A 6,000-nucleotide genomic window follows, 5' to 3' on the forward strand; every position below is an offset into this window, starting at 1 on the left:
AGAAAAATTTACCCCTACCCCCTACCCTAAAAGAAAAATTTTTTCTGGAAAGTTTTTCAGCATCAGGGTTTGATGGTTTGAGTGCCAGCTTGATCATTTTAACCAATATCATCCTTGCCCTTGGCGGGGGGTTAAAATTTGCTGCTATAAATAAGAAAAAAAGTTTTTGTGTGCTTCTCTCTGACAACAATCTCTAGGCAAAAAGCCGGAGATTTTTTAAAAAAGCTGATAACTGATCACTGATAACTGATCACTGATAAAAACTAACTAGGAACAATATTTAAGAAAGCATCGAAGTCTTTTAATGCTTCTTGGAATTGATTAGCAGCGAGACTAGCATCTTTTTCTTTGGCTGCCGCATCGATACGTTCAAAGTGAACGAAAAGATTTTTCGCTAACTGCTTGGCTTTTTCTTGGTCTTTGGGCAGTAAATTACGGGATAATCCTACCATTTCCTGACGCAATTGCCCCAAAGGACCGTGGATATAGGTGCGAGTATCTACCCAATTTTTGTCAGCGATGAGGTCTTGCAAAACGCTCATTTTTTCGCGAAATCCTTCTATGGGTTGGATGTAAACCTGTAACTGTTCGATTTTTTGCGGACTGTAAACGGTGGGGATAGTTGCTTGGGGACCACTGCAGCTAACCAGCAGGGTAGTAACTAGGACTAAAACTAGGGAAATAATCGAGCGAAGACGTGGCATTGGTTTATATGTACTATTTAACAAGCTATTGACGTTCTCTCCCTTAACCAGTCAAGGTATCGGGACGATTTTTACTTTATCAGGTTGTGGGATTCCCAAATCAGATTTTACTCCCAACGGCCTTGACAATAACTCGGTGTTATTGGACGATAATCAGCAATTTTGCCTCTGATCCCCCCTTAATCCCCCCTTGATAAAGGGGGTGTCTGATAATTTTTAACACCTACCTACTTATTGATTACAGCTTAAACTGTTTCATAAAAGCTCGATCGATCCGATCTTTCCATAACCATAATAACGGTGATTGCCAGCCAAAACTGCCCCAAGATGCGATCGCTTGTTGGTCTCCTGTCCCGATTAAACTCAGATAATTTTTCTGGGGAAAATAGGGTTTTAGTGGCCTATTTTGCAGAATTCTTGCTAAATTATCGAACAGGGGTTTTCCTTGTCGGACGGCAAAAACTCCCGCTTTCGGACGGGGATAATCTGGAATCGTGGCAATATCTCCCACGGCAAAAATATGGGGATGGGAAAGAGATTGCAGATAATTATTCACTAAAATAAACCCTTTTTCATCTGTCAGTAATCCTGACGCTTTTATCCAACTAGGGGCCGAGGCAGCCGTTACCCAAATTGTATAATCTGTGGGCAAAACTAACCCCGATGAACAGATAATCTGATCTGCTTGTACTGCCGTCACATCCGTTGATAAATATAATCTAATTCCCCTTTGTTGACAAATATTCTCTAAACGTTGACCGACCCAATTATTATGGGCTGGTAGGAGTTTTTTTCCTCGATGAATTAGAGATAAATTCAAATTACTGCTAGAGTTGAGAATTTTGTCCAAACGGGACTGCATATTTAAAGCTAATTCGACCCCGCCCGCGCCTCCACCAACAATGACGATATTTAGAGTATTATTGGGGTTACTAACCGCTTTTTTGAGGATTTCTTGCCATCCTTCCCGAAAAATCGGCACTGGTTTGGCGGGAATAGCGTACTCTTTAGCACCGATAACATTATCTACTGCCGGGATGCTGCCGATATCGATCGAGAGATAATCAAAGGGAATCTGTAAAGAATTATTACAAGTTACTTGACATTTTTCCGTATCTATGAAATTAGCCTTGTCTAAACAGAATTGCGCTTGAGAATACCTAGCTAGAGAAGGTAAATCGATATGAGTCTCGGCAAAATCATAAAAACCGGCGATGTGGCCGGGTAACATTCCCGAATAGGGGGTATGGGTGACATCGCTAATTAAAGTTAATTGAACGTTTTTTAGGGGTGATTGCCCCCAAAGACGAAGAGCGATCGCATGACTATGGCCACCACCGATAAAAACTAGGCGCTTGACTAAATCCATAAAAAAAGGGGATTGCTGCCAGAAAAGTTAAATTCTAATGAATATATCTTCTGACACAGAAATTCTGTTGCAAAATCGAGAGTGGATAGACAAAAACTCAAGACATCGGGGCCAGGAGCTTTTAACCAATGACAGTCAATTGGCATTTGGCTTTTTTCGGACTCGATATTCTTAAGTAAATTCTATCTAGTATCTTCGCTTCCCAATAGAGAGAAGTCTATGCAAGAAGTTTATATCGTGGCCGCTGTCCGGACTCCAATTGGTCGTTTTGGTGGGGGATTAATCGGATTATCCCCGGCGGATTTAGGGGCAACAGTGATGAAATCTGCCCTAGAAATCGCTAATTTGCCCCCAGAAGCCCTAGATTTGTATATTTTCGGCAATGTTTTGGGATCGGGTCATGGTCAGTTAATTCCCCGACAAGCGGCGATTAAAGCAGGAATTCCCGTAAGCGTGGACGGATATCGGGTGGATATGGTTTGTTCTTCGGGAATGATTGCCGTTAGTAACGCTGCTACCTCAATTCGCGCTGGAGAAGCGGATCTCGTCCTCGCCGGTGGCATTGAATCCATGTCCCAAACTGGCTTTTTTCTCTCCCATCGGGCCCGGTGGGGTTATAAATTCCTCATGGGTGCGCCGGAACAATTAACCGACCTATTACTCCACGATGGCTTAACCGATGCTACCACGGCTGAGGTTATGGGTTCCCAAGTCGATCGCCTCTGTCTCGATCGCGGTGTCTCTCGGCAAGCATTAGATGAAATTGCCGCCTTATCCCACCAAAGAGCGGCCACAGCCACAGAAAAAGGCTGGTTTAACGGTGAAATCGTGCCAATTGAGCTTAAATCTAAGAAAGGTTCCACAATTATCGCTCAAGATGAGGGTATTCGTTCCGATAGTACCCCAGAAGGTTTAGGAAAACTGCGGCCGGCTTTTAATCCGTCGGGAGTTTTAACCGCGGGGAATAGTAGTCAGATTTCCGATGGGGCCGCCGCTATCCTTTTAGCCAGTCAAAAAGCTGTGGATCAGTACGGTTTAAAACCAATTGCCAAAATCCTTGGCGGCGCTGTGGGTGCTGGAAAAACCGATCGCTTCCCAGAATTTCCAGTCCTCGCGGTGAAAAAATTACTGGCATCTTTAGATAAAACGATCGAAGATTTCGATTTAGTGGAAAATAACGAAGCTTTTGCCTTAAATAATCTGCTTTTTGAGATGGATCTGGGGTTAGCGAGGGAAAAACAAAACGTTCACGGTGGTGCGATCGCATTAGGTCATCCCATCGGTGCTTCCGGAGCGCGGATTCTGGTGACGTTAATTAACGCGTTGAAAGTACAGGATAAAACCCTCGGTATGGCGGCCATCTGTCATGGGACCGGTGGCGGAACAGCGATCGCAATTGAAAGAGTTTAGGAGGAAAAAGCTATGGTATCTCTGGGACTAGAGGAGAAAGTTATCGTCGTTACGGGCGGAAATCGAGGCATTGGGGCGGCTATTGTCTCTCTTTTGATAGATTTGGGGGCCAAGGTGGCCTACACGGATTTAGTCGCCGATAATCCCCAGGGTTTAGGCATTGTCGCCGACGTGACTAAGTTGGAATCCATGGCAGCGGCAGCTAAACAAATTGAAGCGGAATTGGGACCGGTTTACGGTATCGTCGCTAACGCGGGGATTACCAGAGATAACTTTTTCCCTAAATTAACGCCGCTAGATTGGGATTTAGTGATTAATGTCAACTTAAAAGGGGTTAATCACACGATTAAACCGTTTATTGAGGGAATGTACGAACGAAAAGCGGGATCGATCGTTTGTATTAGTTCTATTTCTGGTGATCGTGGTAATGCCGGCCAAACTAATTACGCGGCCACAAAAGCGGCAGTTATCGGTTTAGTCAAATCCTTAGCGCGAGAAGCTGCCCGTTATAATATTCGCGCCAATGCGATCGCACCAGGGTTTATTAACACGGAAATGACTTTAGCGATTCCCGATAAAGTTCGCGATAAAATCACTGCCGAAATTCCCTGTCGTCGCTTCGGTGAACCCGCAGATATCGCCTGGGCAACTGCCTATTTACTCTCTCCTGTTGCCAGCAGTTATGTCTCTGGAGAAGTCCTCAGAGTTAATGGGGCCCATCACACCTAATCAGTTATCAGTTATCAGTTATCTAATTCAAAGATGGAAAATGTGTTGGTTATTGTCCCTGCTAAGTTGCTTGATAGTAGCATAAATCTATGAAATTTCAATGGGATCAAGACAAGGCAAATAACAACATCAAAAAACATAGTATATCTTTTGAAGAAGCAGTGACCGTATTTGGGGATCCATTGGCCGTAACGATTTTAGATCCCGATCATTCAGTGGGCGAGTTTCGTTTTCTGACGATAGGACAGTCAAAATCACAAAAGCTGTTAGTCATATCCCATACAGAAAGAGAAAATGAGATTCGCTTAATTAGCGCCCGTTTAGCTAGTAAACAGGAGAGAAAAAATTATGAATCAGGAGTCTGAAGAAACGGTTAATGACGAGATGCGGACTGAATATGACTTTTCTGGTGGTATTCGTGGCAAATATTATCAAGCTTATCGACAGGCTAGTAATGTGATAATTCTCGATCCCGATGTGGCGGAAATTTTTCAAGATTCAGCCTCAGTCAATGAAGCGTTAAGATTACTAGCAAAAATTGCCAAGTCTGGAAAAATATGACTTATCAGTTATCAGTTATCGGGTGTAGGGTGGGTTAGTAAACTAGCGAAATCAGCGTTAAAGGAAAAGGGCAAAAATAATGGATAAACCGACACAAGCTTGGAGTGAGATGGCCGCCGATTACGTCAATCTTTGGACAGAAACCGGGGCAAAAATGTGGTCAAGTTGGTTTGATATGATGGGGGCGATACCGACTCCTATGGGCAATATTAAACCAGAATTGCAAGAGGCAACCCAGCGCTATTTTGATAATCGGGATTTATTGATCAAATTCCTAAAATTATCGATGGAAGCTTGGGAAAGTATCTTCCCAAAAATGCAAACAGGAGAAGACTGGCAAACAATTTTAGATAATTATACCCAACAGATGCGCGGTCAACTGAATAGTTTTACTACCACCACTTCCCAAAGTAGTCAAGATGTCAGTCAACTATGGACAATTTACCTGCAACAATTGCAAAGTATCAATCATTTATGGTTCGATCCTTTCGTCCTGTCAAATGATACAATAACTAAAGCTTGGTTAGGTAATACTTCTTCTTTGATCGAACTCAATAATATCTATTGGCAGAAGTTTTATGATGAAACTTTTGGCCAATGGTTACAGATGCCTTTATTGGGATTGCCGCGAGAATTTAACCGCAAATTACTCGATAGTTTTGAAACTTGGCGCGTTCTTTATCAAGCTAGTATTAACTATCAAATTGTGCTGGCTGATATTCAAGTTAAATCCTTTGAAGCTTTAACTAAAAAATTAGTTTTCCTAGCAGAAAAAGGTCAACCTGTCAAGAATTGGCGAGAATTTCAAGATGTGTGGAGTGTCGTCGCTGATGATATTTTTGAAAAGGCTTTTTGTCAACCAGAAAACCTAAAAGTAAGGGGAAAATTTATTAATTCCCTCAATGATTATCGCCTCAAACAGCAGGATTTAATGGAAATTTACCTGCGCTCAATGAATCTGCCTACCCGCAGCGAAGTCGATGAAATTCATCGGACTGTCTATGAATTACGCAAAGAGGTAAAAAGTCTCAAAAAAGCTTTAGGAGAAAAAAAAGCAGTAGAAAGTAACAATTAGTTAATTGTGCTTGACAATCAGTTATCAGTTATCAGTTATCAGTTATCAGTTATCAGTTATCAGTTATCAGTTATCAGTTATCAGTTATCAGTTATCAGTTATCAGTTATCAGTTATCAGTTATCAGTTATCAGTTATCAGTTATCAGTTATC

8 protein-coding genes are annotated in these 6,000 nt (G+C 42.2%); 6 read left to right on the forward strand and 2 right to left on the reverse strand.

Features of this window, described 5'->3' with window-relative positions:
- Nucleotides 1-263: 263 nt before the first annotated feature.
- A complete protein-coding gene (gene psbQ / locus O9324_RS12560) occupies nucleotides 264-704 on the reverse strand; it encodes a photosystem II protein PsbQ (protein WP_045360899.1) in 441 nt (146 codons plus the stop codon).
- 28 nt (nucleotides 705-732) lie between these two features.
- Between psbQ and O9324_RS12565 the strand changes: the two genes are divergently transcribed.
- Nucleotides 733-876: a hypothetical protein gene (locus O9324_RS12565; RefSeq protein WP_155120176.1), complete on the forward strand. Its 144-nt coding sequence runs from the start codon at nucleotides 733-735 to the stop codon at nucleotides 874-876.
- Between the two features lie 66 nt (nucleotides 877-942).
- Here the strand turns inward: O9324_RS12565 and O9324_RS12570 are convergent, their stop codons facing one another.
- Nucleotides 943-2,073 carry an FAD-dependent oxidoreductase gene (locus O9324_RS12570; protein WP_288140363.1) on the reverse strand — a complete coding sequence of 377 codons (1,131 nt, stop codon included), beginning with the start codon at nucleotides 2,071-2,073 and terminating at the stop codon, nucleotides 943-945.
- A 219-nt stretch (nucleotides 2,074-2,292) separates the two neighbouring features.
- On the opposite strand from O9324_RS12570, the gene phaA reads away from it, so the two are divergent.
- From phaA to phaE, 5 genes are all read left to right on the forward strand, one after another.
- On the forward strand, nucleotides 2,293-3,483 hold the full coding sequence (gene phaA, locus O9324_RS12575) for an acetyl-CoA acetyltransferase PhaA (protein ID WP_288140364.1): 1,191 nt from the start codon (nucleotides 2,293-2,295) through the stop codon (nucleotides 3,481-3,483).
- 12 nt (nucleotides 3,484-3,495) lie between these two features.
- Nucleotides 3,496-4,212 (forward strand): acetoacetyl-CoA reductase PhaB, encoded by a 717-nt coding sequence (gene phaB, locus O9324_RS12580; RefSeq protein ID WP_002769589.1) that lies wholly within the window; start codon nucleotides 3,496-3,498, stop codon nucleotides 4,210-4,212.
- Between the two features lie 89 nt (nucleotides 4,213-4,301).
- Entirely contained in the window at nucleotides 4,302-4,577 is a 276-nt protein-coding gene (locus O9324_RS12585; RefSeq protein ID WP_190722734.1) for a BrnT family toxin, read from the forward strand.
- Nucleotides 4,561-4,773 carry a hypothetical protein gene (locus O9324_RS12590; RefSeq protein ID WP_002784823.1) on the forward strand — a complete coding sequence of 71 codons (213 nt, stop codon included), beginning with the start codon at nucleotides 4,561-4,563 and terminating at the stop codon, nucleotides 4,771-4,773. The genes O9324_RS12585 and O9324_RS12590 overlap by 17 nt, the downstream gene beginning before the upstream one ends.
- A 79-nt stretch (nucleotides 4,774-4,852) precedes the next feature.
- On the forward strand, nucleotides 4,853-5,848 hold the full coding sequence (gene phaE, locus O9324_RS12595) for a class III poly(R)-hydroxyalkanoic acid synthase subunit PhaE (protein ID WP_288140365.1): 996 nt from the start codon (nucleotides 4,853-4,855) through the stop codon (nucleotides 5,846-5,848).
- Nucleotides 5,849-6,000: the final 152 nt, after the last annotated feature.

This window comes from Microcystis sp. LE19-84.1B (assembly GCF_027531875.1).
GTDB classification, from domain to species: Bacteria; Cyanobacteriota; Cyanobacteriia; order Cyanobacteriales; family Microcystaceae; genus Microcystis; species Microcystis panniformis.